At 39.5% G+C, this 21708-nt stretch carries 19 protein-coding genes; 8 read left to right on the top strand and 11 right to left on the bottom strand.

Annotation, left to right across the window (positions count from 1 at the left end; translation table 11 throughout):
- Positions 1-87 precede the first annotated feature (87 nt).
- From pheS to OA84_RS07665, 3 genes are all read right to left on the bottom strand, one after another.
- Positions 88-1098, bottom strand: a complete 1011-nt coding sequence (pheS, locus tag OA84_RS07675) for a phenylalanine--tRNA ligase subunit alpha (RefSeq protein WP_039344392.1) — start codon at positions 1096-1098, stop codon at positions 88-90.
- A gap of 81 nt (positions 1099-1179) precedes the next feature.
- The gene (rdgB, locus tag OA84_RS07670; RefSeq protein WP_039344389.1) at positions 1180-1761 is read right to left on the bottom strand and encodes an RdgB/HAM1 family non-canonical purine NTP pyrophosphatase; all 582 of its coding nucleotides are present in this window, start codon (positions 1759-1761) and stop codon (positions 1180-1182) included.
- Positions 1762-1780: 19 nt separating this feature from the next.
- Positions 1781-2614, bottom strand: a complete 834-nt coding sequence (locus tag OA84_RS07665; protein ID WP_039344386.1) for a CPBP family intramembrane glutamic endopeptidase — start codon at positions 2612-2614, stop codon at positions 1781-1783.
- A gap of 147 nt (positions 2615-2761) precedes the next feature.
- Here OA84_RS07665 and OA84_RS07660 point away from each other — a divergent pair, with 147 nt between their 5' ends.
- Both OA84_RS07660 and OA84_RS07655 read left to right on the top strand, forming a co-directional pair.
- Positions 2762-4357, top strand: a complete 1596-nt coding sequence (locus tag OA84_RS07660) for a peptide chain release factor 3 (RefSeq protein ID WP_039344383.1) — start codon at positions 2762-2764, stop codon at positions 4355-4357.
- Positions 4358-4489: 132 nt separating this feature from the next.
- On the top strand, positions 4490-5644 hold the full coding sequence (locus OA84_RS07655; RefSeq protein WP_039344380.1) for a DUF4349 domain-containing protein: 1155 nt from the start codon (positions 4490-4492) through the stop codon (positions 5642-5644).
- A gap of 26 nt (positions 5645-5670) precedes the next feature.
- Here OA84_RS07655 and OA84_RS07650 read toward each other — a convergent pair whose 3' ends face one another.
- The 4 genes from OA84_RS07650 to OA84_RS07635 are packed head-to-tail and all read right to left on the bottom strand — an operon-like array spanning position 5671 to position 8559.
- Entirely contained in the window at positions 5671-6738 is a 1068-nt protein-coding gene (locus OA84_RS07650; protein ID WP_052252148.1) for a DUF2891 domain-containing protein, read from the bottom strand.
- A 10-nt stretch (positions 6739-6748) separates the two neighbouring features.
- On the bottom strand, positions 6749-6991 hold the full coding sequence (locus OA84_RS07645) for a hypothetical protein (RefSeq protein WP_039344377.1): 243 nt from the start codon (positions 6989-6991) through the stop codon (positions 6749-6751).
- A gap of 47 nt (positions 6992-7038) precedes the next feature.
- Positions 7039-7401 (bottom strand): hypothetical protein, encoded by a 363-nt coding sequence (locus OA84_RS07640; protein ID WP_039344374.1) that lies wholly within the window; start codon positions 7399-7401, stop codon positions 7039-7041.
- A 12-nt stretch (positions 7402-7413) separates the two neighbouring features.
- Positions 7414-8559 carry an acyl-CoA dehydrogenase gene (locus OA84_RS07635; RefSeq protein WP_039344371.1) on the bottom strand — a complete coding sequence of 382 codons (1146 nt, stop codon included), beginning with the start codon at positions 8557-8559 and terminating at the stop codon, positions 7414-7416.
- A gap of 168 nt (positions 8560-8727) precedes the next feature.
- Here OA84_RS07635 and OA84_RS07630 point away from each other — a divergent pair, with 168 nt between their 5' ends.
- From OA84_RS07630 to OA84_RS07615, 4 genes are all read left to right on the top strand, one after another.
- Positions 8728-10506 carry an AMP-dependent synthetase/ligase gene (locus OA84_RS07630; RefSeq protein ID WP_039344367.1) on the top strand — a complete coding sequence of 593 codons (1779 nt, stop codon included), beginning with the start codon at positions 8728-8730 and terminating at the stop codon, positions 10504-10506.
- A gap of 364 nt (positions 10507-10870) precedes the next feature.
- Entirely contained in the window at positions 10871-13657 is a 2787-nt protein-coding gene (gene acnA, locus OA84_RS07625; protein WP_039344363.1) for an aconitate hydratase AcnA, read from the top strand.
- Between the two features lie 57 nt (positions 13658-13714).
- On the top strand, positions 13715-14017 hold the full coding sequence (locus OA84_RS07620) for a carboxymuconolactone decarboxylase family protein (RefSeq protein WP_052252147.1): 303 nt from the start codon (positions 13715-13717) through the stop codon (positions 14015-14017).
- Positions 14018-14219: 202 nt separating this feature from the next.
- Complete coding sequence (locus OA84_RS07615; protein WP_039344360.1) at positions 14220-14567, top strand: hypothetical protein; 348 nt, start codon at positions 14220-14222, stop codon at positions 14565-14567.
- 71 nt (positions 14568-14638) lie between these two features.
- Here OA84_RS07615 and OA84_RS07610 read toward each other — a convergent pair whose 3' ends face one another.
- Positions 14639-15475, bottom strand: a complete 837-nt coding sequence (locus OA84_RS07610; RefSeq protein WP_039344358.1) for a CvfB family protein — start codon at positions 15473-15475, stop codon at positions 14639-14641.
- Positions 15476-15574: 99 nt separating this feature from the next.
- On the opposite strand from OA84_RS07610, the gene OA84_RS07605 reads away from it, so the two are divergent.
- Both OA84_RS07605 and OA84_RS07600 read left to right on the top strand, forming a co-directional pair.
- Positions 15575-16594: a catalase family protein gene (locus tag OA84_RS07605; RefSeq protein ID WP_156965049.1), complete on the top strand. Its 1020-nt coding sequence runs from the start codon at positions 15575-15577 to the stop codon at positions 16592-16594.
- A 32-nt stretch (positions 16595-16626) separates the two neighbouring features.
- Positions 16627-16824: a KTSC domain-containing protein gene (locus OA84_RS07600; protein ID WP_039344353.1), complete on the top strand. Its 198-nt coding sequence runs from the start codon at positions 16627-16629 to the stop codon at positions 16822-16824.
- A 61-nt stretch (positions 16825-16885) separates the two neighbouring features.
- Here OA84_RS07600 and lpdA read toward each other — a convergent pair whose 3' ends face one another.
- The 3 genes from lpdA to OA84_RS07585 all read right to left on the bottom strand — a co-directional run bounded on the left by lpdA (position 16886) and on the right by OA84_RS07585 (position 21588).
- Entirely contained in the window at positions 16886-18289 is a 1404-nt protein-coding gene (gene lpdA / locus OA84_RS07595) for a dihydrolipoyl dehydrogenase (protein WP_039344350.1), read from the bottom strand.
- A 394-nt stretch (positions 18290-18683) separates the two neighbouring features.
- Positions 18684-18905, bottom strand: coding sequence for a hypothetical protein (locus tag OA84_RS07590; protein ID WP_039344348.1), 222 nt, complete (start codon positions 18903-18905; stop codon positions 18684-18686).
- A gap of 130 nt (positions 18906-19035) precedes the next feature.
- Positions 19036-21588, bottom strand: coding sequence for an adenosylcobalamin-dependent ribonucleoside-diphosphate reductase (locus tag OA84_RS07585; protein ID WP_039344345.1), 2553 nt, complete (start codon positions 21586-21588; stop codon positions 19036-19038).
- Between the last annotated feature and the right edge of the window lie 120 nt (positions 21589-21708).

Below are 21708 nucleotides of genomic sequence, written 5' to 3'. Positions count from 1 at the left end.
TTCATAACTAAAGAAAAAGCTTCCGGATTTTCCGGAAGCTTTTATATTTAAGAAAAATTTGCCGCTAAAAGGCCAAATTTTTTGGTTTTACAAACTTTTAAATTGCTGCAACATTCGGATGTCATTTTCGAAAAACATGCGGATGTCACTCATTTGATAAAGCAGCATTACAATTCTTTCGATACCCATTCCGAAAGCGTAACCTGAAAATTTATCTGGATCGATATTTACGTTGGTTAAAACCGCGGGATCCACCATTCCACAGCCCATAATTTCCAGCCAACCTGTTCCTTTTGTAATTCGGTAATCGGTTTCGGAATTTAAACCCCAATATACATCAACTTCCGCGGAAGGTTCTGTGAACGGGAAATAAGACGGACGCAACCTGATTTTTGATTTTCCGAAAAGTTCCGTTGTGAAATATTGAATCGTTTGTTTCAAATCCGCGAAACTTACGTTCTGATCGATGTAAAGTCCTTCAATTTGATGAAAGATACAGTGAGATCTGCTTGAAATTGCTTCATTCCGAAAAACGCGGCCCGGCGACAAGATACGCATCGGCGGCTCATTATTTTCCATATAGCGTATCTGCACCGATGAAGTGTGCGTTCTCAGCAAAATATCAGGATCGGTTTCAATGAAAAAAGTGTCCTGCATATCGCGCGCCGGGTGATATTCGGGCAAATTGAGCGCGGTAAAATTGTGCCAGTCATCTTCGATTTCCGGGCCGTCTGCTACCGCAAAACCAATAGAACGAAAGATTTCGATGATTTGGTTTTTCACTAAATTAATCGGATGCCGCGTACCTAATTCCGATGGATAACCGGGTTTTGTAAGGTCATCTTTTTCCAGAATAATCTGCGATGTCGAAGAATTTTTCAGCTCCACGAGTTTGGTTTCTACCGCCTGTTTAAGCGTGTTTATTTTCTGACCAAATTCTTTTTTCTGCTCGCTCGGGACATCTTTAAACTTAGAAAAAATATCATTTAAAATGCCCTTTTTTCCGCTGAATTTTATTCGGAACTGTTCAATTTCATCTTTGTTTGCAGACTGGAAATTTCCCACTTCCACCAACAGTTCATCTATTTTTTCTAACATCTTCTTAAATATAGTGAGTGCAAAAATACGGTTTTTAGATCAAAAAAACTGGCCGCTTTTTGGGTAAATTTTACAGAATTTCTAAACTTCTTCCGCCATAAAATCCAGCAACTGATCGATGGCTTTCCGGCGGTGACTGATTTTGTTTTTCTCCTCCATGGGCATTTCTGCAAAAGTAATTTCGTAATTGTCCGGCTGAAAAATGGGATCATAACCAAAGCCTTCCGAACCGCTCAGTTCTCTGCGAATCTGTCCGTAAATTCTTCCTTCAAAATAATGAACTCCGTTTTCATCCATTAAGCACATTACCGTGACAAAATAAGCTTTTCGGTTTTCCTCGTGCTCCATTTCTCCCAGTACTTTGGCCATATTTTTTGCAAAATCGTGTTTGCCGGCATACCGCGCAGAGTAAATCCCAGGACGGCCGTCCAACGCATCTACAACCAAGCCGGAATCATCACCAAGACTAGCTTTTCCAGTGGTTTTAAAACAATATTCAGCTTTTATGCGCGCGTTCTCGTGAAAGGTATTTCCGTCTTCCACAATCTCATCATGAATATTGTAATCAGTGAGCGATGTGACTTTAAAATTATCACCTAAAATCTGCTGAATTTCTTCCTTTTTATGTTGATTGTGTGTCGCGACAAGAATTTCTTTCTTCATAATTCAATTTAATTAATGACTATTGGTCTTGATAGTGAACCCGATATTTTCGGGTAAATAAAATATAAAATGTGGTAAACAGAACGATGCCGATGCCGAGAAAAACCCATTCGGACATTTTTGCGGCGTCCGCAAAACTTTCACTTTTGGTATAAAAAAGCAAAATGCTGGAACACAGATTATTGAAAGCGTGCAGCAAAATCGGTAAAAGCAGTGATTTTGTTTTGTAATAAACGAGCCCTAAAACGCAGCCGAGCATCACCGCGCCTACAAACTGCCAGGGATTACCATGTACCAATCCGAAAGTTACGGACGAAATCAAAATCGCATAAAACGGCCGCACGCCTTTGTTCAGCAAACCTTTCATAATAATTCCGCGGAAAATAATTTCCTCGAAAAGCGGCGCCATAAATACTGCAAGTACAATGAGCGTTGCGGGATTTGACGTCATCTGCTCCATCAACCGGGAAAAATAATCGTAAAATTTGCCGAAAAAGGGACCAGTAATAGGAATTTGTGCGGTGACAAATTCTGCGATAAACATCATTCCCAACATCATCGGAAAAATCAAAACGTAGGTCATGAAATTCGTGGGCGAAAAATTGAAGTTCAGTTTTTTTCCGGTTCTGCGACGACAAATAAAATAATCAAAGAAAAAAATTGCACCCAAAAACATCGCAGAATTTGATAGTAAAAGGAATAAATCGCCATACTGCAAATTGGTATTTAACCCGAAAACACTCGCAACATTGATAAAAGAAATTAAGGTGATACCGGCAATTCCGCCTAAAATAAGTGCAATGGCGCCTTCAAAATCGAAATTGAATTGAGGAATTGGTGATTTTTGGTTCATCAAAAATAATTTACGCAAAGATAAATTTATTAAAGCGATGGGAAACTAAACTGGTTTTAAAAATTAAAAATTTGCCGCATTATAGCACTTTTTTCCCATTTTCATTTTCCATAAAAAAAAGCGATTTTTGCACTCTCAAATATAATTATGTCAGATTTACTAAAAGAAATAGGGAAAAGAAAAACCTTTGGAATTATTGCCCACCCTGATGCCGGAAAAACCACGCTTACAGAAAAGCTTTTGCTTTTTGGCGGAGCGATTCAGGAAGCGGGCGCTGTAAAATCCAATAAGATTAAAAAAGGTGCAACTTCCGATTTTATGGAAATTGAACGCCAAAGAGGTATTTCTGTGGCGACTTCCGTGTTGGCATTTGAGTATAAAAATCACAAAATCAATATTTTAGATACGCCTGGTCACAAAGATTTCGCTGAAGATACCTACCGGACTTTAACTGCGGTAGATTCGGTGATCGTGGTGGTAGACGTGGCCAAAGGTGTGGAAGAACAAACTGAAAAGCTCGTTCAGGTCTGCAGAATGCGCAATATTCCGATGATTGTTTTCATCAATAAACTCGACCGCGAAGGAAAAGACGCGTTCGATTTGTTGGATGAGGTGGAACAAAAACTCGGGTTGTCTGTCGTGCCACTTTCTTTGCCGATTGGTATGGGAAGCGAGTTTCAGGGAATTTATAATATTTGGGAAAATAATATTCAGCTCTTTTTAGAAGAAAAAAAACAACGCATTGGAACGGCGGTAAAATTTGATGACATCAACGATCCGAAGGTTGATGAAGCGATTGGTGAAAAAGCTGCGGTAACTTTGCGCGAAGAACTGGAACTCATCCAGGAAGTTTACCCGAAATTCAACCGCGAAAATTATATGAACGGCGATTTGCAGCCGGTTTTCTTCGGTTCTGCCTTAAATAATTTTGGAGTTCGCGAACTGCTCGATGCGTTTATCGAAATCGCGCCAAATCCGCAGCCGAAAGAAAGCGATTCGCGCCTCGTAAAGCCGGAAGAAAAAGATTTTACCGGCTTTATCTTTAAAATTCACGCCAATATGGACCCAAAACACCGCGATCGTCTGGCTTTCGTAAAAATCGTGTCCGGAACCTTTAAAAGAAATGAAAATTATCTGCTTGTACGCGAAAATAAAAAAATGAAATTTTCTTCGCCGAACGCTTTCTTCGCCGACAAAAAAGAAGTGGTTGATGAAAGTTTTCCAGGCGACATCGTCGGGCTTCACGACACGGGAAATTTCAGGATTGGAGATACTTTGACTGGTGGTGAAAAATTAAGCTTTAAAGGAATCCCGAACTTTTCGCCGGAACATTTCCGATACATAAACAATGATGATCCGTTGAAAGCGAAACAGCTTGCAAAAGGTATTGACCAACTGATGGACGAAGGTGTGGCGCAGCTTTTTATTCTGGAAATGAACAACCGAAAAGTCATCGGGACTGTCGGTGCTTTACAGTACGAAGTTATTCAATACCGTTTGGAGCATGAATATGGCGCAAAATGTACCTACGAACCACTTTCCATCCATAAAGCGTGTTGGATTGAAGCGGATGAAAAATCTGAAGAATTCCAGGAATTTGCGCGGTTGAAACAGCGGTTTATGGCACGCGACAAATATGGCCAACGTGTTTTCCTTGCGGATTCGTCGTTTACGATTCATATGACTCAGGAAAAATTCCCGAACGTGAAACTGCATTTCATCAGCGAATTTGAGAATTCATAATTTTGTAAAGTTCTTGTAAAATTAATTTTCAAAAGACTCATTAACAGACTCTTAGTAATTTAAAGAGTCTTTTTTCGTTTTTAAAGGAATACAATTTGATTATCTTTCGGGGACCAAAATTTTAAATAAAAGATGAAAAAAATATTTCCGGTTATTTTGCTGTTTTTTTTAATTTTTTCCTGCTCAAAACAAGAATTTACACAAACAACCGATACGATTAAACGTGCCGACAGCCTTTTTACCAAAGCGAATGACGGTCTGAAAACTTTAGATTCCATTTCTAAAAACATCAGCGATTCCAACGGAATAGCGAAAAAAGTTATTATTCCGAAAATTGAAAAACAGACGAAAAGAATTGACAGCACGCTGAAATCCGGCAGCTGGCGAATCGATTCGCTGAACAAAGAAATCACGAAAATTACGAAACACGTAAAAACCGGAACCGAAGTCGCAAAAACTTTAGATTCTGCGAGCCAACTTTTGAAAAATGGTGAAAATGCCATTGCGGTTTTATCCAAAACTGCAGACCGAATTTTAAAGCAAACTCAGGAAAAAAAAGAAGCGCAACCCGAAACTCCTTCGGCACCGCCAGTTCAGCGTGAGGAAACTGCTGTAAATCCGACGCCAAAAGATCCGTTGATTAAGAAAACTTTTCTTGAAATTGAAGTTGAAGACCTTTCAGATGCAAAAGCACTTTTACGTCAGCAGCTTCGCGACAGCAACGGAAATTTGGTTTCCGAAAATTTCACCACTTCCGAAGGAATTAAAAAAGAAAATTTGGAAATGCGAATTCCGATGCGCGATTTCGATTATTTTGTACAGAGTATTTCGGCGCAATTGGGTGATGTCACGCTGAAAAATACAACTTCACGTGGTTCAGATTTAATGAGCAATACAAGTGGTTCCGTGGAAATTACGCTTATCCAGAAAAATCATGATTTAGCGAGCGGAATGCCAAATTCTACCATTGAGAAACCGGAAAAAGCGGACGAAAATGATTCTTTTAGCAGCAAGTCTTCGAGCGCATTCAATAGTGGTTTTGAGGGTTTGGAGAAAATATTTTTAGCACTTTTGCCCTTCTGGCCAGTGTTTGTGTTTGGTGGAATTATTTTTCTCATTTATTTTAAAACGAAAAATCAACAAAAATCGCCACCTATTCCGACTACTGAAAATATAGAAAATCTAGACGAAAAGCCGGCAGAAAATCTGAATGAAAAGCCAAAGAATAGCAACACAAAAACGGAAGATTCAGAACCAGACTATTCGAAGTATTTACCAAAAAAATAGGCTTTTAGCGGCTAATTTTTTAAGAATTATTCTTCCATCGCGTAGACTGCAAAACTTGCGAGCCAATGGTCGCCGCCGTAATTTCCCTGAAAAAGCAACGGCAAGGCGTTCGCTAAAAATTTGTCGGAAGTTTCAGAAAAATGCCATTTTAGCGGGTGATTTTTCGGTAACGCTTTTGCAATGCCTTTCATGCACCAGGCTCTGCTAAACGAAAGTCCGACCAAATGAACGGTTTGGAAATCATTAATATCGCTGATGACCGGAATCTGCGAAATGTTTTCCACACTTTTTTTATCGTAAAATTTGTTGAGCCATTTTACAAAGTCTTTCTGCGGAAGAATCCTTCGCATTAAGTCGGCGATTTCTAAACTTGGTGAGAAAAAATCGCTGCCGTCGGGTTCCAAATATGCCGGAGTTTTCTGGTCGTTTAAATAGAAGTTTTTTGACTTTTCTATCAACTGATTTTCGAAAACTTTGTCATTCGAAGCGCGTGCCCAGTCAATCGCAAAAGCCATTGCAAATGCCGAATTCGGGTGAACGCCGGTTCTGTTTGGATACGTTTGTTTTGGTAAATAAGCTTTCCACAGACGCAGAATTTCGGCGGTTAAAGGTTTTAAGTTCTGATGCCAAATTTTAGCTTTTGGATGATTCCAAGTCGCTAGTTCTTCATCTAATTTCAGCAACCACGCCCAGCCGTACGTTCTTTCGAAGTTTGCGGCGATGTCGTATTTCGTGAAATATTTTGCCTCTTCCAGCACGTTTTTTTCCAGAAATGAATTTTCCAGAATTTTAAAAATTTCCTCAGAATTTTCTAAATGTGGTTTGGTTTTCAGTAAGCGCACGAGCATCCAATGTCCATGAACCGAAGAATGCCAATCGAAACAACCGTAAAAACTGGGATGCAGCTGGCTGGGAGAAAGCGAAACTTCAGTCGCATTATTAATGATATGCGCAGTTTTATTCGGAAATTCCTGATTGATACATTTCAAAGGTTTTTCCGCAAGTTTTAGGGAAATTTCATCCGTCAGCTTCGGCAAAAACTGACTTTGGAAAGATACGCTCATTAAAATGGTAAAAGGTAAAAAGTATTTCATCTTCAAAAATTTAAAAATGAAGTTTGCCTTCCGTGATTAAATAATAGAAAATTCCCGCCGCGAAGAATAAAAACAGATAAATGAGGACCAGGATTTTTTGCCGTTTTAAGGAGGATAAAATCAGAAGTCCTAAAATTCCTGTTTCCAGCACGACAATTTTGTGGATGGGATCCGGCAGAAACAGCGAGCCGGCGATAAGCGCCAAAGAAAGGAAATGGAAAATGCGTTCTTTCTGAAGTATATATTCTTTCATTCTTTAAAAATAAGAAATCCTTTCAGATTGCTGAAAGGATTTTCTTTTTATTTCATATTCACGATTCGGTCGACAATATATTTCGTATTTCCGCGCCACGGTATAGCGCCGTTGTATTCCTTATAATGTAAATCGAACTGCTTGCCGCTGTTTTCTTCAAGTTGCTTAAAAATTGCTTCATTTTCCACAGAGAATTCAAATTCATAGCTGGTCAGCGCGCCGGTTTTTCCGCGGCCGAAACCTTCCTGAATAAGTTTTCCTTCGTAGGTCTTAAAAATATAGCCTTTTTTATTCGCATAATTTAAATATCCGGATTTCACGCCTTCCGCGAAAACAAAATAGTATTTGTACCAAACGAAAATTCCCAAAACGAGAAGCACGGCGATGATAACAATCCAGATTTTTTTCATAAGAAAAGGTTTTTAGCTATTTTTAGCAATACTTCGTGAAATTACGATTTTCTGGATTTCGGAAGTTCCTTCGTAGATTTGAGTGATTTTCGCATCGCGCATCATTCTTTCTACGTGGTATTCTTTTACATAACCGTAGCCACCGTGAATTTGCACTGCTTCAATTGTAGTGTCCATTGCAACCTGTGAAGCGTATAATTTCGCCATCGCACCGATTTCCGAAATATCTTTTCCTTCATCTTTTTCTACCGCTGCTTTATAGCACAACATTCTGGCAGCCATAATGGATGTTGCCATATCTGCAAGTTTGAAAGCGATTGCCTGGTGGTTGATAATTTCCGTTTTAAAAGCTTTTCTGGTTTTCGCATACTTTAATGCAAGTTCGTACGCGCCGGAAGCAATTCCCAAAGCTTGAGACGCAATACCGATGCGGCCGCCATTAAGCACAGCCATTGCAAAGTTGAAGCCGAAACCGTCTTCACCAATTCTGTTTTCTTTTGGTATGACAACGTCCGTGAATAGCAACGAATGCGTGTCACTTCCGCGGATTCCTAATTTATCTTCTTTCGGACCGATTTCAAAACCTTTCCAACTTCTCTCCACGATAAAAGCGTTAATTCCTTTATGTTTTTTTTCCGGGTCTGTTTGCGCAATTACGATATAATAAGTCGCGTTACCACCGTTGGTAATCCAGTTTTTCGTTCCATTTAAAATATAGTGATCACCTTTGTCAACAGCAGTTGTTTGCTGAGAAGTCGCATCGGATCCCGCTTCAGGTTCCGACAACGCAAAAGCACCGATTACTTCGCCACTTGCAAGTGGTTTCAGGTATTTCATTTTTTGCTCTTCGTTACAGAATTTTTCCAATCCTGCGCAAACCAAAGAATTATTAACAGACATTACTACGGCTGCTGACGCATCAACTTTCGCGATTTCTTCCATTGCGAGCACATAAGAAACGCTGTCCATTCCGGCGCCGCCGTATTTCGGGTCTACCATCATTCCGAGCAGTCCCAATTCGCCCATTTTTTTTACCTGTTCGTAGGGAAACTTCTGTTGGTTGTCTCGCTCGATAACGCCGGGTAAAAGTTCGGTTTGTGCAAAATCTCTGGCGGCTTGCTGAATCATCAACTGTTCTTCAGATAAATTAAAATCCATAAAATAAAAAATTGTTAGACCGTAAATTTACAATATTTCTAAAAAGTAAAAAACTTATTTAAAATTTACCTCACAATACTTGTTGCAGGTTTAAATAAATTTGATATTTTTACATAAAACCATGAAGGTTTACAAATTTCATAATTTATCCTCTATAAAATATCTGATATGTCAATAAAAAGAATTTTTGATTTCGCACATCACGCTCTGGAAAATTATTCCCGGGATGACATGTTTGTAACCAAACACAATGGAAAGTGGGAAAAAATATCAACAGCCGAATTTATTAACCAGGGAAATAAAATTTCTCGCGGTTTATTAAAACTCGGCATCCAGCCCGGCGATAAAATTGCGCTTATTACTACGGCAACAAGGACAGAATGGGCGGTTATGGACTTGGGAATTTCACAGATCGGCGCGATTTCCGTACCGGTTTACCCTAGTATTTCCTCGGAAGATTATGATTTTATCTTTAATAATGCAGAAGTGAAATATTGTTTTGTTTCTGATAAAGAGCTTTACGATAAAGTTCAGAAAATTAAAGGAAATGTGGCGAGTCTGCAAGGTATTTTCACCTTCGAACAGGTTGACGGCGCAGCAAACTGGCAAGAGATTATCGATTTAGGAAAAGACGATACCACGCAAAATGAAGTTGACGATTTAGCAAAATCAATAAATTCCGAGGATTTAGCGACATTAATTTATACTTCCGGAACGACAGGCAGACCAAAAGGCGTCATGCTGACCCACCAAAATATCGTTTCTAATGTCTTGGCTTCCAACCCCAGAATTCCGCGCGTAAAAGGATTGGAATTTAGCGACATCAAAATCCTGAGTTTTTTGCCGATTTGCCACATTTTCGAGCGCATGCTTTTTTATCTTTATCAATATAATGGTTACGCGATTTATTTTGCGGAAAGCATTGATAAAATGGGCGAAAACATCAAAGAAGTTCAGCCCCATATCATGTCTGTGGTGCCACGGCTTATCGAAAAAGTGTACGATAAAATTTATGACAAGGGAACCAGCGCCGGCGGTTTAAAATCGAAAATTTTTCTTTGGGCGTTAGGTGTCAATAAAGCGAAAGAAAAAATCGGAAAACCTTCCGGTTTGAAAGAGATTATCGCTGATAAACTCGTATTTTCTAAATGGCGCGAAGGATTAGGCGGAAATATCATCACGCTCGTTTCAGGTTCTGCTGCGCTTTCTTCAAGATTAAATAAAATGTTCCAAAATGCCGGAATCCCGATTTTGGAAGGTTATGGCCTGACAGAAACTTCACCGGTGATTTCGGTGAACAGCTTCGGAAAAATAAAAATCGGTACCGTTGGTCATGTTTTGGATAACTTGGATGTGAAAATCCAGGAAGACGGTGAAATTACAGTGAAGGGTCCTTCGGTGTTTAAAGGTTATTTTAAAAATGAAGAAATGACCAATGAAGCTTTTAACGAAGAAGGTTATTTCAAAACCGGTGACATCGGACATATTGATGACGAAGGTTATCTGCACATTACCGACCGGAAAAAAGAAATGTTCAAAACTTCGGGCGGAAAATATATTGCGCCGCAGGTTATTGAAAATTTAGCGAAAGCTTCGAAATTTATCGAACAAATTATGGTAGTTGGTGACGGCGAAAAAATGCCAACCGCGCTCGTACAGCCGGATTTCAATTTTATTAAAAACTGGGCAGAAAGAAAAGAACTGAAAATTGGTGACACACCGGCGGAAATCGTAAAAAGTCCGGAATTGAAAGAGCGAATCAAAAAAGAAATCGATTATCTGAATACCAAATTAGGAAACTGGGAACAGATTAAAAGATTTGAACTGACGCCCGATATCTGGTCAATCGAACTTGGTTTACTAACTCCAACGCTGAAACTGAAAAGAAAAGCGGTGAAGGAAAAATACATCAACTTGTATAACGAAATGTACGGTCACACCGAGTAATTTTTCATCAAATCTATTTCGTAAAAATATCCGCTTTTAGGCGGATATTTTTTTGTTTTAAATTAACTCGGTTTTTAAAAGTGACGTGTCAATTTGAAAAAATTGCTTGTTTAAGCGGCTTTTTTTTTATTTAAGAACTGCCAAGTTTTTAGATTTAAAATCCTGAACCTCAATTGCTAAAGTCTGCTAAATTTTACTTTTGCTTTCCTTAATTTCTTATCTTTGAGAATAGCGTGAAATTTTAGCCGTTTAAGCCCGAAATTTTACCGGCTAAAACAGGTGATTTTTGCTTTTTCTAAACAGAGAAAAATCTTCCTTATTCGACCATTTCACCATTTCCGAATCTCATTAAAAATTCAAAATTATGGAGCGAGATATTTTTCAAATCAAAAGAAGTTTACAAACAGCAGACGGAAATTTCAGCTACTTTAGCCTTCCGGAACTTCAAAAACAGGGATTTCCGATCGACAAGCTACCCTTTTCCATCCGGATTCTTCTGGAAAATGCGATTCGTAATTACGACGGTTTTTCCATTACCAAAGAAAATATTGAGACTTTACTTTTTTGGTCGCCAAAAGCTTCAGATAAAGATATTCCGTTCAAGCCCGCGCGCGTGCTAATGCAGGATTTCACCGGAGTTCCGGCGGTTGTAGATATTGCGGCGCTTCGCGCGGAAGTCGCAAGAAAAGGTAAAGATCCAGACACGATTAATCCGCTGGTTCCTGTTGATTTGATTATTGACCACTCCGTTCAAGTTGATTATTTCGGAACTGAAGGCGCTTACGCCAGAAATATTGAAGAGGAATACAAGCGAAATAAAGAACGCTACCAGTTTTTGAAATGGGCGCAAAACTCATTTGACAATTTCAGTGTCGTGCCGCCTGGAATGGGAATTTGTCACCAGATTAACCTCGAATATTTGTCGAAAGGTGTCATTGAAAGAAATGGTGAAGTTTTTCCCGATACTTTAGTGGGAACCGACAGTCACACTCCGATGGTGAATGGTATTGGCGTAGTTGCGTGGGGCGTTGGTGGTATTGAAGCCGAAGCCGCAATTCTCGGTCAGCCGCTTTATTTTATTATGCCGGAAGTAATTGGTTTAAAACTTACAGGAAAACTTCCGCTCGGTTCTACTGCTACAGATTTGGTTTTAACTATTGCCAACTTGCTCCGAAAATTCGGTGTGGTCGGAAAATTTGTTGAAGTTTTCGGTCCCGGTTTAGCTAATCTTTCGGTACCTGACCGCGCTACCATCGGAAATATGTCGCCGGAATTTGGCTGCACCATCACCTACTTCCCTATCGACGACAAAACCTTGGAATATATGCGGAAAAGCAACCGTTCCGAAAACCAAATCGACTTGGTTGAAAAATACTGCAAAAACAATATGCTTTGGCGGGAAAACGAAGACGAAATCACGTACACGAGCGTGGTAGAACTCGATCTTTCCACCATTGAACCGACCGTTGCAGGACCAAAAAGACCGCAAGACAAAATACTTTTAAAAGATTTTAAAAACACATTCATCGAGCTTTTACACAGTTCATTCAACAGACATTACATCACTTGGGAAGACCGCGAAATCGAAAAATCTATTACGCGGTTTGATAACGAAGGTGGCGATTTACCGGTGCCGGAATCTAAAGCGCTCGCGAGAAACGAAGAAATTGAAACCAACAGCAAACAGGGTTTGCAAAATGTCTGGATTACGCGAGGTGATGAAAAATTCATGCTGTCGGACGGAGCTGTTGCAATAGCAGCGATTACTTCGTGTACAAATACTTCAAATCCGTTTGTGATGATCGGAGCCGGTTTGGTGGCACGAAAAGCACGTGAACGCGGTATTGATGTAAAACCCTGGGTGAAAACTTCGCTGGCGCCGGGCTCTAAAGTAGTGACCGATTACCTTGAAAAAGCAGATCTATTGAAAGATTTGGAAGCTTTGCATTTCCATTTGGTCGGTTATGGCTGTACGTCGTGTATCGGAAATTCCGGGCCTTTAGCACCGAAAATTGCAAAAGCCGTGGACGAATATAATTTAATTGTAACCTCGGTACTTTCCGGAAACCGGAATTTTGAAGCCAGGATTCATCCGCAGGTTAAAATGAATTTTTTAATGTCGCCGATGTTGGTCGTCGCTTATGCGCTCGCAGGCCGCGTGGATATTGATTTAACCACCGAACCGATTAGTTTCGATTCCAATCAGGAGCCCGTTTATCTGAAAGACATCTGGCCTTCGGATGAAGAAATCAATGAAATTTTAAGCAAAGTTTTATCACCAAATGATTTTGCTAAAAATTATGATGAAATTTTTGATGGTAACGAAATCTGGAGGAATCTGGAAATTCCCGGCGGAAAATTATATAAATGGGATGACGATTCGACTTACATTAAAGAAATTCCGTTTTTCCACAATTTACCTTCGGAAACTGAGCCGTTGATAGACATTGAAAACGCCCGCGCTTTGTTGTTTTTGGGCGACAGCGTAACGACTGATCATATTTCGCCTGCCGGAGCTTTCAGTGAAAATTCTGCCGCCGGAAAATATCTGTTAAGCCGGGGTGTTCCAAAAGAAGAATTTAATTCGTACGGTTCGCGCCGAGGAAATGATGAAGTGATGGTTCGCGGAACTTTTGCAAATGTGAGAATTAAAAATAAACTGGCGGAAAAAGAAGGCGGCTACACCACATTCTTACCTACCGGCGAAGAAATGACCGTTTACGAAGCTTCGGTTAAATATAAAGAAGCGCAAACGCCATTAATCGTGCTGACCGGAAAAGAATACGGCAGCGGCTCTTCGCGCGACTGGGCAGCTAAAGGAACTTTTCTTTTAGGAATTAAAGCTGTTTTGGCTGAAAGTTATGAGCGGATTCACAGAAGTAATTTAGTTGGATTGGGTGTTTTACCGCTTCAATATAAAAACGGCGACACCGCAGAAAGTCACGGACTCACCGGGAAAGAAATATTTTCGATTACCGGAATTGCGGAAGACATTAAACCTTTGAAAGAAATTGAGATAACCGCAAAAAGCATGAACGGAGATGAAACTAAATTTAATGTCATCGCACGTTTGGATTCACTGATTGAAATAGAATATTACCGAAACGGCGGAATCTTACAGTATGTGTTACGACAGTTTTTAGAAAAATAAATAACCAAAATTCAACCAATGTAAAACCACAATTTATATCCGGAAACAACAAATGAAATATTAGAAAAAAAGGCCGCTTTAGCACCGAAAAATGTTGAAGCCTGGCGGAATTTCAGCAAAACCATATTTGAAGCCGGCGCTTTAGACGAAAAAACCAAACAACTGATTGCTGTTGCCGTGGCGCACGTAACGCAATGTCCGTACTGCATCCGGTCACATTCTAAAACTGCATTGCGGAAAGGTGCCACCAAAGAAGAAGTAATGGAAGCGATTTGGGTTGCCGCGGAAATGCGCGCCGGTGCTGCTTATGCGCACGCAACCATTGCCATGGACGAAATGGAAAACACTAAAATGCATTAAGCAATTTTAAGCACTTTAAGAACTTATTTATGCAACTTTAAGCAAAATCAAAAAAATGTGCTGTTTAAGCGGGAGAAAATATTTGCAGAAAAGCGCTTCACATTCACTTTGAAATTTTACAAAAATTTGCCGTTTTAACCGTCAAAAAAATATCCGTTTGTAAGCGGATATTTTTTATATATTTGATTATCAATAGATTTTTATGCAGAACTGTCTGGAATGTGGCGAAAAAATAATCGGCAGAAGCGATAAAAAATTCTGCAACGATGGGTGCCGGAATGCCTACAATAATAAGCACAATAAAGATTCATCAAACCTGATGCGCAACATCAATAATAAGCTGCGCAAAAACCACAGAATTTTAAGCGAGCAACCGTACAAAGAAGGAAAAGCTAAAACCACGCGCAATAAACTGCTGGCGGAAGGTTTTGATTTTGAGTATTTTACATCTTTAATAGTTTATAAAAACGGCGCGGAATACCGTTTCATTTATGATATTGGTTATAAATTGCTTGAAGACGACTGGATTTTACTGGTGAGGAAGGAATGAATTTTACGCTTCAATAACCAAAAAAGAACGGAAAATATTCCGCTCCTTTTTTACCTTTTTTCTGAAATTTTCTATTCGCCGTCTTCTAAGAGTCGAATTTTATCTTCTAAAATTTCAATCTTCTTATCGCGGTACAATCCGCCGATGGCTTTTTTAAAATTTTTCTTACTCATCTGCAGTTCGTCTTTTATTTCTTCCGGCGTAGATTTGTCGGAAAGGTAAATCAGACCATAATTCACTTCGAGTTTATCCAAAATTATTTTCTGGAATTCATCAATATTATCGTAACCTTCCGGCTGAAGCGTTACGTCAATTTTTCCATCTTCGCGGATGCTTTTTATAAAACCAGTTTCTTCCGAAAGCGGAAATAATTTTTTGTAAACATCGGAAGTGTAAATTAAGCCAATGTATTTTTTGTTGATGACCACATTCCAGCCAAGTTCGCTTTCGCCGGCGATAATTAAATTCACCTTTTCACCTTTTTCAAAAGGCAGATTTTCGTAACTCGGATTTTTCTTAAAACGCGTGGTTCCGGTAATTAAACCTAAAAATTCATCAATGTAAACATGCACCAAATAGCGCTTTGCTTCTACGATTTTCGCGCGTTGCTGCTTGTACGGAACAAAAAGATCTTTAATAATTCCCCAATCCATAAAAGCGCCGCTTGGCAAACTCTGCACGCAAGTCATCACGGCGTATTCACCGATTTCAGCGAGTGGTTTTTCTGTCGTTGCTTTTAATTTATCATCATCCTGATAGACGAAAACTTCCATCTCATCGCCAATTTCTGCATCTTCGGAAGCAAAAATTTTCGGCAAAAAAGCGCGTTCGCCTGCTTCATCTTCAAGAAAAAGTCCGGAATAATTTTTTTCAGCGATTTTTAAAATTTGAGTTTTTCCGAGGTTCATAAAGGCGTAGATAAATGTGATTAATGATAAAACGCAAAGATAAGGTATTTTCCGAGGAATTTTAGGGAATGGTTGTTGCTGCGTTTTTCGAAAAAAAGCATGAATTCGCTCCAAAAATTTTCACCGGAATTTAACCAACTTTCAGCGCAGGAAAATGCCGATCTCGACAAAGCTTTGCTATCGGTTCAGAAATTTATCGAAAGTTCTGCGGCAATCAGCGACGTAAATTATGCCACGCGCGATGCGCACTCAAAAACTTACGCCACGGTAAAAGCGAAATTAGAAATTTCGGAAAATTTACCCGATTTTATCACCAAAATTTTCAACCAGAAAGAATATGAACTTTTGCTGAGATTTTCAAATGCAAATCTTGTTATCAATAAAAAAGGACGGGAAATTCCGGTTTACGGTTTTTCGGTTAAATTCAAAAATTTCGGGCAAAAAGAGGCAAATTTTCCGTTGGTGAATTTTCCGCTTTTTCCGACCAATTCGCCATCCGTCTTCCTGAAGTTTTTCACTTCGGTAAATACTTTTTTGGTCACCAAACAGGATAATTTTTTGGTTTCAGCTTTAGACCTTCCGCATTTGCTGACCAATGGGTTTTCGCTTGCGATCGATATGTTTTCTGCTGATTTAGCAAAACGGACTTTTCATTTTTTAAAACATTCAAAAGATTTTTTCTTTTCCTTCAAATATTCCGGAATTGTATGTTATCGGCTCGGCGATTATATGATGAAATTAAGTGTGGAACCGCAAAATATCAGCTCAAAAATCGGCCGCGGCGAACCGCAGAAAGATTCAATTAACTGGTTTTTAGCTTCGCGCGAATCTTCATTTAATTTAATGATTGAAATGTGTGAAAATCTGGAAAATCAACCCATAAATAATTTAAAAAAAGACTGGAAAAAAGCGCCAAAATTTTGCCTTGGAAAAATTAAAATTCCAAAAGCTGCCTTTTTAAATTCCGATGATCCGGCAGTTGAAAATCTTAATTTTAATCCATTTGAAAATCCTGAAATCTTGCAGCCGGTCGGAAAAATTCAGCAACTCCGGAAGAAAGTTTATGAAGCATCGATTCATACGCGCAACGAGTTAAATCGGAAAAAAATGCCTGAATAACGGTAAATATTTGATTTTTTAAAAACAAAGCAATGCCGTCTTCTGTAATTAAAAAATATTTCTACAAACCGGAACAGCAAATTCTTACGATTGTGTATGTTTCGGGCGCAGTTTATGATTATCTTGATGTTCCGCAGGAAATTTTCGATGATTTTCGCGCCGCTTTTTCAAAAGGCACTTTTTTAAATAAGGAAATCAAACCCAACTTTAAATACGAAAAAAAGACCTGAATAACAGCCAAAAAAAGAGAAGCCGAAACTTCTCTTTTTAATTTTTATAGCAATTTAAGATTTAGAAATGCAAAGCTCTTTTTCCGGTTGCGTCTAGTGCAGCTTCTTTCATGGCTTCAGCGTACGTCGGGTGCGCGTGAGACATTCTGGAAATATCTTCAGCACTTGCGCGGTATTCCATCGCTACAACAGCTTCGGCAATTAAGTCTGCAGCTCTCGCGCCGATCATGTGAACACCTAAAATTTCATCGGTTTTCTCGTCTGCAATTACTTTGATGAAACCATCAACATCACCGGAAGCACGGCTTCTTCCTAAAGCGCGCATCGGGAAATTACCAATTTTTATGGCTACACCTTCCGCTTTCAGTTGCTCTTCGGTTTTACCAACTGAGGCAACTTCCGGCCAGGTGTACACCACGCCCGGAATTAAATTATAATTGATATGCGGTTTTTGTCCGGCAATAAGTTCTGCAACCAAAGTTCCTTCTTCAGAAGCTTTGTGCGCCAGCATTGCGCCTACAACCACATCACCGATCGCGTAAATATTGGAAACATTGGTTTGCAAGTGTTCGTTTACTTTCACCCTTCCTCTTTCGTCAAGATCAACGCCCGCTTTTTCTACCGCAAGTCCGTCTGTGTAAGGTTTTCTACCCACGGCAACCAAAACATAATCACCTTCAAAAGTTACTTCTTCACCTTTTTTGTCTTTCGCGGTAACTTTTACGGTATCGCCATTTCTTTCAACCGACTGAACTCCTGTTGAAAGGTTGAATTTCATTCCCTGCTTTCTGAGGACTTTATTCAATTCTTTCGATAAAGCACCGTCCATGGTCGGGATAATTTTATCCATAAATTCTACCACAGTAACTTCAGCGCCGAGTCTTTTGTAAACAGAACCGAGTTCCAGACCAATTACTCCACCACCGATTACGATGAGGTGTTTCGGAATTTCTTTTAGCTCCAAAGCTTCTGTAGACGTAATAATTCTTTCTTTATCTAAGGTAATAAACGGCAAAGTGCTCGGTTTAGAACCCGTTGCAATAATAGAATATTTCGATTCGATGGTTTCCGTAGAGCCATCATTTTTTGTTACTTTAACTTGAGTCGGCGATTCAAAACTTCCCACGCCTTCGAAAACCGTGATCTTGTTTTTATCCATCAAAAACTGGATTCCTTTCGTAGTTTGGTCCACCACTTCTCTTTTTCGCTCAATCATTCGGGACAAGTCGGCCTTAGGCTCATTGATGATAATTCCGTGGTTGGCAAAATTGTGCTTCGCGTTTTCGAAGTGCTCCGAACTGTCCAGCAGCGCCTTACTCGGGATACAACCTACGTTGAGGCAAGTACCGCCCAAAACCGGATATTTTTCGATAATCGCTGTTTTCATACCCAGTTGCGCACATCTAATTGCCGCAACATAACCACCAGGACCGGAACCGATAACGGTCACATCAAATTGACTCATATTTATCTTTTTATGATTTTATTAAAAGTAGCACAAATTTACGAAATTATTCCGCGTGGAGCGCCGTGGTTTTGCCAAGATTTTCCGCTGATGTCATTGCGAGGAATTAGGAACGAATGACTATGAAAACTTGGAATTTAACAAGCAAGTATTCAGTGGAGCCGGGAACCTGCTTTCACTACTCGCTTCCCGCCGCGCATTCCCCGCGCTTGGGAGAGCTCAAACATGCCGTTCAATCAGGGCTAAAAATTTTGATTTCTAATTTTGATATTTTTAAATTCAAAAAATAATTTACGATTACGAGATCATAAAATAAAAAGCCACAAATTTTGTGGCTTCCCAATACATTAGTACATTTGCTTTTAGAACTTTTCGCAGAAGTTCTAAATCCGAATTAAAAGAAAAAGTGTTCTTTTTTATCTAATTCACTTTTCAAATCTAAAATGGGAACCTTTACATTAAAGGGAATCCCTTTTTTTTCGCCAAGTATTTCAACAATCTCATTGCTAATAATTGAAATAATTTTGACTGGCGAATTTTGGTAATAATAAGTATCACCGATTTTAAAAACATTAGCCATTAAATATTTTAAGAAGGAGTTTTGGTTATCTCCCATTATCTCTAATATAATGAAAATTTTAATATATAAAAAACCTTAGAAAAAAAAGGCGCATTTAGTGCCTTTTTTTTAAAGATATCCACAGATTGCTTCTTCGCTCCACTTTGTTACGCTTCTCGCAATGACATTACCCACACTTACTATTTCCACAATTCTTACACGTCAAACATCCTTCCTGATAAACCACCTGGTCTGAGCCGCAGTTTGAACATTTTCCTGTAGCTTCCGTTCCATCAGGAATATAGCGTTTCAACGCGCGCGCCACACCAGCTTTCCAGTTGTTGATGGACTCTGAATCGAGCTCCAAACGATTGATCAACTCAACTGCGTTTTCAATCGGCATTCCGTGTCTTAAAGTTCCCGAAATCAGTTTTGCATAATTCCAGAATTCCGGCTTGAATTTATGCGAAAGTCCTTCGATGGTAGTTTTATAACCACGCAGATTTTTAAACTGGAAATCATAGCGCGATTTTCCGTTCTCGTCCTGGTTTTTAATAATCACGCCTTCATTCACCCAGCGCGGAACGGCAATTCCTTCTTCATCTTCAGCAAGACCTGTAAAAATTTCATAAGGTTTCCCTTCAATTAAACCGACAAAAGCAATCCATTTTTCTTTATTATTTTGAAAACGCACCACATCAGCTTCTAAAATATGCGGTCTTTTGGTCGGGAAAACCGGAGTAATCATTTCGGCTTTTTCCTCATTTTTATCATCTGCGGAAATCAAAACACCGGAACGCGAACCATCACGGTAAACGGTTACGCCTTTACAGCCTACTTCCCAGGCTTTGATATAAAGCTGATTTACGAGTTCTTCCGTCGCATCATTGGGTATATTGATCGTTACCGAAATGGAATGGTCCACCCACTTCTGAATGGCGCCCTGCATTTCCACTTTGCTTAACCAATCCACATCATTGGAAGTTGCTTTAAAGTATGGTGACTGCTCAATAATTTTATTCAATTCTTCCTGAGAATAATTTTTTTCGGTGTCTATTCCCTGAACTTCCATCCATTCTTTAAAACGGTGGTGAAAAACCAGATATTCTTCCCACGAGTCTCCCACTTCATCCACAAAATCTACACGAATGTCCTGATCGTTTGGATTTACTTTTCGGCGTCTTTTATAAACGGGCAGAAAAACCGGCTCAATACCGGAAGTGGTTTGCGACATCAACGAAGTACTGCCGGTCGGCGCAATTGTCAGTAACGCAATATTTCTTCGGCCGTATTTTTTTAAATCTTCATACAGTTTCGGATCTGCTTCTTTAATTCTTAATATAAAAGGATTTTTTTCCTCTCTTTTCGCATCATAAATTGCAAAAGCTCCGCGTTCTTTCGCCATTTCAACAGACATACGGTACGCCGCCAACGCTAAAGTTTTATGCACCAAAGTCGAAAATTCATTTCCTTCCTTACTTCCGTATTGAATATTCAATGCTGCAAGCATATCTCCTTCTGCGGTAATTCCAACACCGGTTCTACGGCCTTCAATTGTTTTCTGACGAATTTTTAACCACAGATTCTTCTCAGTCGCTTTAATTTCTTCGCCTTCAGGATCAGCTTCAATTTTAGCCAGAATAGCATCGATTTTTTCAATTTCAAGATCGATAATATCGTCCATCATTCTTTGCGCGTAACCGACATGTTCTTCGAAAAGCTCAAAATTAAATTTTGCCTGCTTCGTGAATGGATTTTCAACATATGAAAATAAATTTACCGCCAACAGTCTACATGAATCGTACGGACACAAAGGAATTTCACCACACGGGTTCGTGGAAACCGTTTCGTAGCCGAGATCTGCGTAACAATCCGGCAAAGATTCATTGATAATGGTGTCCCAGAAAAGAATTCCCGGTTCAGCAGATTTCCAAGCGTTGTGGATGATTTTATTCCATAATTCGACCGCCTTTATTTCTTTTTGAAATTTTGGATTTTTGCTGTGAATCGGATATTTTTGGATGTAATTTTCTTTATTGACGACGGCTTTCATAAAATCATCGTCAATTCGCACCGAAATATTAGCACCTGTAATTTTTCCCTGCTCCAGTTTTGCGTTCACGAAATCTTCAGAATCGGGGTGATTTACGGAAACGGAAAGCATCAGCGCGCCGCGGCGGCCGTCCTGCGCAACTTCGCGCGTGGAGTTGGAATATCTTTCCATAAACGGAACCAAACCTGTGGAAGTCAGCGCAGAATTTTTCACCGCGGAACCTTTCGGTCGGATGTTGGAAAGGTCGTGACCTACTCCACCGCGGCGCTTCATCAGCTGAACCTGCTCTTCATCAATTTTCATGATGCTTCCGTAAGAATCGCTTTGCGTGCCGCTACCGATTACAAAACAGTTCGAAAGCGACGCGATCTGGAAATTATTGCCAATTCCCGTCATCGGACTTCCCTGCGGAATGATATATTTGAAATTTTTGATCAGGTCGAAAACTTTATCTTCAGAAAGCGCATTTGGATATTTTTCTTCAACTCGGGCGATTTCCGAAGCAATTCTGCGGTGCATATCGTCCGGATTTTGCTCATAAATATTGCCGTCAGAATCTTTCAGTGCATATTTGCTGACCCAAACTTTAGCTGCTAAATCGTCGCCGCCGAAATATTCTAAAGAAGCCTGAAAAGCTTCATCGTACGTAAAAGTCATAATTTTTTTTGAAGATAGAGTTGCTTCCATATATTTTCTAGTTTCAGAATTTAAATATATAGAAGATTATTCAGATGACATAAAGTTTACAAAACTTTTACGATAACTGTTTAAAAAGCAATCCAATAAGTTTTCCACAACTTCCAAAAG

The sequence above is a fragment of the Kaistella solincola genome (assembly GCF_000812875.1).
GTDB lineage: Bacteria > Bacteroidota > Bacteroidia > Flavobacteriales > Weeksellaceae > Kaistella > Kaistella solincola.
Note: the sequence above shows the minus strand (reverse complement) of the source record. Positions and strands in the feature narration are given on the sequence as shown.

Excerpts from the sequence above, each read along its gene's own strand:
- OA84_RS07600 (WP_039344353.1), top strand. The coding sequence starts at position 16,627 with ATGCCGTCTTCTGTAATTAAAAAATATTTCTACAAACCGGAACAGCAA.
- OA84_RS07660 (WP_039344383.1), top strand. The coding sequence starts at position 2,762 with ATGTCAGATTTACTAAAAGAAATAGGGAAAAGAAAAACCTTTGGAATT.
- OA84_RS07585 (WP_039344345.1), bottom strand. The coding sequence starts at position 21,588 with ATGGAAGCAACTCTATCTTCAAAAAAAATTATGACTTTTACGTACGAT.
- lpdA (WP_039344350.1), bottom strand. The coding sequence starts at position 18,289 with ATGAGTCAATTTGATGTGACCGTTATCGGTTCCGGTCCTGGTGGTTAT.
- rdgB (WP_039344389.1), bottom strand. The coding sequence starts at position 1,761 with ATGAAGAAAGAAATTCTTGTCGCGACACACAATCAACATAAAAAGGAA.
- OA84_RS07650 (WP_052252148.1), bottom strand. The coding sequence starts at position 6,738 with ATGAAATACTTTTTACCTTTTACCATTTTAATGAGCGTATCTTTCCAA.
- OA84_RS07635 (WP_039344371.1), bottom strand. The coding sequence starts at position 8,559 with ATGGATTTTAATTTATCTGAAGAACAGTTGATGATTCAGCAAGCCGCC.
- OA84_RS07630 (WP_039344367.1), top strand. The coding sequence starts at position 8,728 with ATGTCAATAAAAAGAATTTTTGATTTCGCACATCACGCTCTGGAAAAT.
- OA84_RS07605 (WP_156965049.1), top strand. The coding sequence starts at position 15,575 with ATGAATTCGCTCCAAAAATTTTCACCGGAATTTAACCAACTTTCAGCG.
- OA84_RS07590 (WP_039344348.1), bottom strand. The coding sequence starts at position 18,905 with ATGGGAGATAACCAAAACTCCTTCTTAAAATATTTAATGGCTAATGTT.
- pheS (WP_039344392.1), bottom strand. The coding sequence starts at position 1,098 with ATGTTAGAAAAAATAGATGAACTGTTGGTGGAAGTGGGAAATTTCCAG.
- OA84_RS07615 (WP_039344360.1), top strand. The coding sequence starts at position 14,220 with ATGCAGAACTGTCTGGAATGTGGCGAAAAAATAATCGGCAGAAGCGAT.
- OA84_RS07640 (WP_039344374.1), bottom strand. The coding sequence starts at position 7,401 with ATGAAAAAAATCTGGATTGTTATCATCGCCGTGCTTCTCGTTTTGGGA.
- acnA (WP_039344363.1), top strand. The coding sequence starts at position 10,871 with ATGGAGCGAGATATTTTTCAAATCAAAAGAAGTTTACAAACAGCAGAC.
- OA84_RS07655 (WP_039344380.1), top strand. The coding sequence starts at position 4,490 with ATGAAAAAAATATTTCCGGTTATTTTGCTGTTTTTTTTAATTTTTTCC.
- OA84_RS07610 (WP_039344358.1), bottom strand. The coding sequence starts at position 15,475 with ATGAACCTCGGAAAAACTCAAATTTTAAAAATCGCTGAAAAAAATTAT.
- OA84_RS07665 (WP_039344386.1), bottom strand. The coding sequence starts at position 2,614 with ATGAACCAAAAATCACCAATTCCTCAATTCAATTTCGATTTTGAAGGC.
- OA84_RS07645 (WP_039344377.1), bottom strand. The coding sequence starts at position 6,991 with ATGAAAGAATATATACTTCAGAAAGAACGCATTTTCCATTTCCTTTCT.